The sequence below is a fragment of the Nocardia sp. FBN12 genome (assembly GCF_054031145.1).
This window is the reverse complement of record NZ_CM132926.1, coordinates 1975657-1979436: the sequence shown is the minus strand read 5'-3', so window position 1 is coordinate 1979436 and position 3780 is coordinate 1975657. Positions and strand designations below refer to the sequence as shown.

1 protein-coding gene is annotated in these 3780 nt (G+C 67.1%); it reads right to left on the bottom strand.

The features are described from left to right. Positions 1-887 precede the first annotated feature (887 nt). Complete coding sequence (gene gcvP / locus ACWZHB_RS09795) at positions 888-3698, bottom strand: aminomethyl-transferring glycine dehydrogenase (protein ID WP_427907610.1); 2811 nt, start codon at positions 3696-3698, stop codon at positions 888-890. Positions 3699-3780 lie beyond the last annotated feature (82 nt).

The window sequence follows — 3780 nt, the reverse complement described above, 5'->3', positions numbered from 1 at the left end:
GATTACCCGACCCCTCGCATGGCTATCGACCTAGCACGGACTTCTGGTACGGAGATCCGTGCGCTTTCCAACCCGCTTCCCCGCCTATCCACGTGTACCACATTCGCCGAATGCGGGTCCATTACTGCCGAGCAGCCATGCGTAATCCCCTTGCCGTTTTCAGGACCGATATCGGTCTCGGCGAACACCGATCCAAGATCCCGCGAGGTGCGGTACCCCGTTGATTCGTGCTCGAAACCTTTCGCTGACATTAGCCTGACAGCAAACACCTGGCACTCGATTTTCGGGGAGCGTCCTAGTAACAATTCAACTCAGGTCTACCGCGAATTCAGGCATTCCGCGCGAGACCAATACTTCGAAGACCGCCCAGGTTGCTGGATCAAGCACGCAATTTCGCACTGTCACCAGCGCAATCATATCTCCGCATGCCGCTTCCACACGTCGCCGACATAAGGCAGATTCCATGCATGAGCGGCTGATTCGGCAACCGTTCGGCATCAACTGATCAAGCGACCGAATCTCTGAAATTTAGGATACGCCGACCATCGACACTCGACGGATTACCAAGATCAGGCCGGGCATCGGGATTCGTGCTGAACATCCTGATGTCGCGCGTGTCGCGTAGGCGGATATCCGCATTAATTCCCACCAATTATGGGGGCTTGACTATTTCGCCGGAATGACCTTTCGGTCAGAAAATACCCGGCATGCACCGACCACTCCATGAACGAGACGTCCAGTATGTGACACGCCAACAATACGGGCGTCAAGAATTCGCTGTCGGCAACCCTGTCGCGATCGCAGCGTCACCTGGCGTCACAGGCCGGTACCGATAACGACGGGCCCCGCCGATCAGTTCGGCGGGGCCCGTCGTCAGGCTGCGGTGATCAGTCTTCGTACGCGTCCAACGGCGGGCACGAGCACACCAGGTTCCGGTCACCGAACGCACCGTCGATGCGCCGCACCGACGGCCACACCTTCGGGCGGGCGTGGCCGATGCCGCGCGGATACACCGCGGTCTCCCGGCTGTACGGGTGGTCCCATTCGGCGACCAGGCTGGCCGCGGTGTGCGGCGCTCCGCGCAGCGGATTGTCGGTCACCGGCCACACGCCCGCGCCGACCTGATCGATCTCGCCACGGATGGCGATCATGGCGGCGATGAACTCGTCGATCTCCTCGAGGTTCTCGCTCTCGGTGGGCTCCACCATCAGGGTCCCCGCCACCGGGAAGCTCATGGTCGGCGCGTGGAAGCCGTAGTCGGCCAAGCGCTTTGCCACATCGTCGACGGTGACGCCGGTCTGCTTGGTGATCTCGCGCAGATCCAGGATGCACTCGTGGGCGACCATGCCGTTCTCGCCGGTGTAGAGCACCGGGAAGTAGGCGTCGAGGCGGCGGGCGATGTAGTTGGCCGACGCGATCGCGGTCAGGGTCGCCGCGCGCAGGCCCTCGGCGCCCATCATGCGGATGTAGGCCCAGGTGATCGGCAGGATCGAGGCGGAACCGTAATTGGCCGCCGAGACCGCGTGCGAGCCGGCTTCGAGGGGGTCACCGGGCAGGTACTCGGCCAGGTGCGCGCCCACCGCGACCGGGCCGACGCCGGGACCGCCGCCGCCGTGCGGGATACAGAAGGTCTTGTGCAGGTTCAGGTGGCTCACGTCGCCGCCGAACCGGCCCGGACGGGCAAGGCCGACAAGGGCATTGAGGTTCGCGCCGTCGACGTACACCTGACCACCCGCGTCGTGCACGAGTGCGCACAGCTCGGCGACCTCGTGCTCGTAGACGCCGTGGGTGGACGGGTAGGTGATCATGATGCAGGCCAGGCGGTCGGCATGGTCGGCGATCTTGGCGCGCAGGTCGTCGAGGTCGACGTCACCGTTCGCGCGGCACTTCACCACCTCCACGCGCATGCCGACCATGGCCGCCGAGGCCGCGTTGGTGCCGTGCGCGCTGGAGGGGATCAGGCAGGTGTCGCGGTGGTCGTCGCCACGATCGAGGTGGTAGCGGCGAATGGCGAGCAGACCCGCGTACTCGCCCTGGCTACCGGCGTTGGGCTGCAGGCTCACCGCGTCGTAGCCGGTGATGTCGGCCAGCCAGCCCTCGAGGTCGGTGATCAGCTTGCGGATGCCCGGGGTGTCCTCGGTGGGCGCGAAAGGGTGCAGGCGGGCGAAGCCGGGCCAGGTGATGGGCTCCATCTCGGCGGTCGCGTTGAGCTTCATCGTGCACGAACCCAGCGGAATCATGCTGCGGTCCAGCGCGATGTCCTTGTCCGAGAGCGCGCGCAGGTAGCGCAGCATGGCGGTCTCGGTGTGGTGGCGGGTGAACGCCGGGTGGGTCAGGTAGTCGGAGGTGCGGGTCTCGATCGAGGTGGGCTCGGCGCCCGCGCCCGCGTCGGGAGTCAGTGCGGTGCCGAAGGATTCGACGACGGCGGCGACGTGGGCGTCGGTGGTGGCCTCGTCACAGGCGATGGCGACGTGGTCGGCGTCGACCAGGCGCAGGTTGATGCCCTGCGACTTCGCCTTGGCGACAACGGCTTCCGCACCACTGGGCACGTGCGCGAGCACGGTGTCGAAGAAGGTGCCGTGCACGACGGCCCCACCGAGACCGGACGCGACAGCGGCGGCGTGGGCGTGCACCCGGCGCGCGATGGCACGAAGCCCGTTGGCACCGTGGTAGCTCGCGTACATGGCGGCGACGATGGCCAGCAGGACCTGGGCGGTACAGATGTTGGAGGTGGCCTTCTCGCGGCGGATGTGCTGCTCACGGGTCTGCAGCGCGAGGCGGTAGGCGGGGGCACCGTCGGCGTCGACGGACACGCCGACCAGGCGGCCGGGCAGCTGGCGAGCGAAGGCGGTGCGCACGGCCAGGTACCCGGCGTGCGGGCCGCCGAAGCCCATCGGCACACCGAAGCGCTGGGTGGTGCCGAAGCAGACATCCGCGCCCTGTTCACCGGGCGGGGTGCTCAGCGTCATCGCGAGCAGATCGGCGCCGGCGGCGACCAGCGCGCCACGCTCATGGGCGGCCGCGAACAGCGAGGTCCAGTCGACGATGCGCCCCGACGCGCCCGGGGTCTGCACGATCACACCGAAGAACTCACCCTCGGGCAGCGCACCGGTGGACAGGTCGGTCTCGACGATCTCGATGCCGAGCGGCTCGGCCCTGGTGCCGATGATGGTCTTGGTCTGCGGGAACAGATCGGTGTCGATGAGCAGCCGGTTCGACTTGGACTTGCCCGCGCGGCGCAGCAGCGTCATCGCCTCGGCCGCGGCGGTGGCCTCGTCGAGCATGGAGGCGTTCGCGACGTCCATGCCGGTCAGGTCCGACACCATGGTCTGGAAGTTGAGCAGCGCCTCGAGCCTGCCCTGGCTGATCTCGGGCTGGTACGGGGTGTAGGCGGTGTACCAGGCGGGATTCTCGAGCAAGTTGCGCACCAGCACCGGCGGGGTGAGGGTGTCGTAGTAGCCGAGCCCGATCATCGAGGTGGCGACGGTGTTCGCCTGCGCCAGCGCGGCCAGTTCCTCCAGCACCTCGTGCTCGGAGGCGGGCGCGGGCAGGGCGCCGAGGCCGGACTCGTCGAGGATCGTGGCGGGCAGCGCCGTGGTCGCGAGTGCGTCGATGGACTCGACGCCGATGGTCGCGAGGATCCGGGCGAGTTCGCCGGAATCGGGTCCGATGTGGCGGTCGGCGAACGAACGGGTCACGGCAGCTCCAGGTCGGGCGGGTCGACCTCGTGGTCGACGGGTACCAGCCCTCCCCCTCTGTCTGTGCGCCTGAGAGATTCGG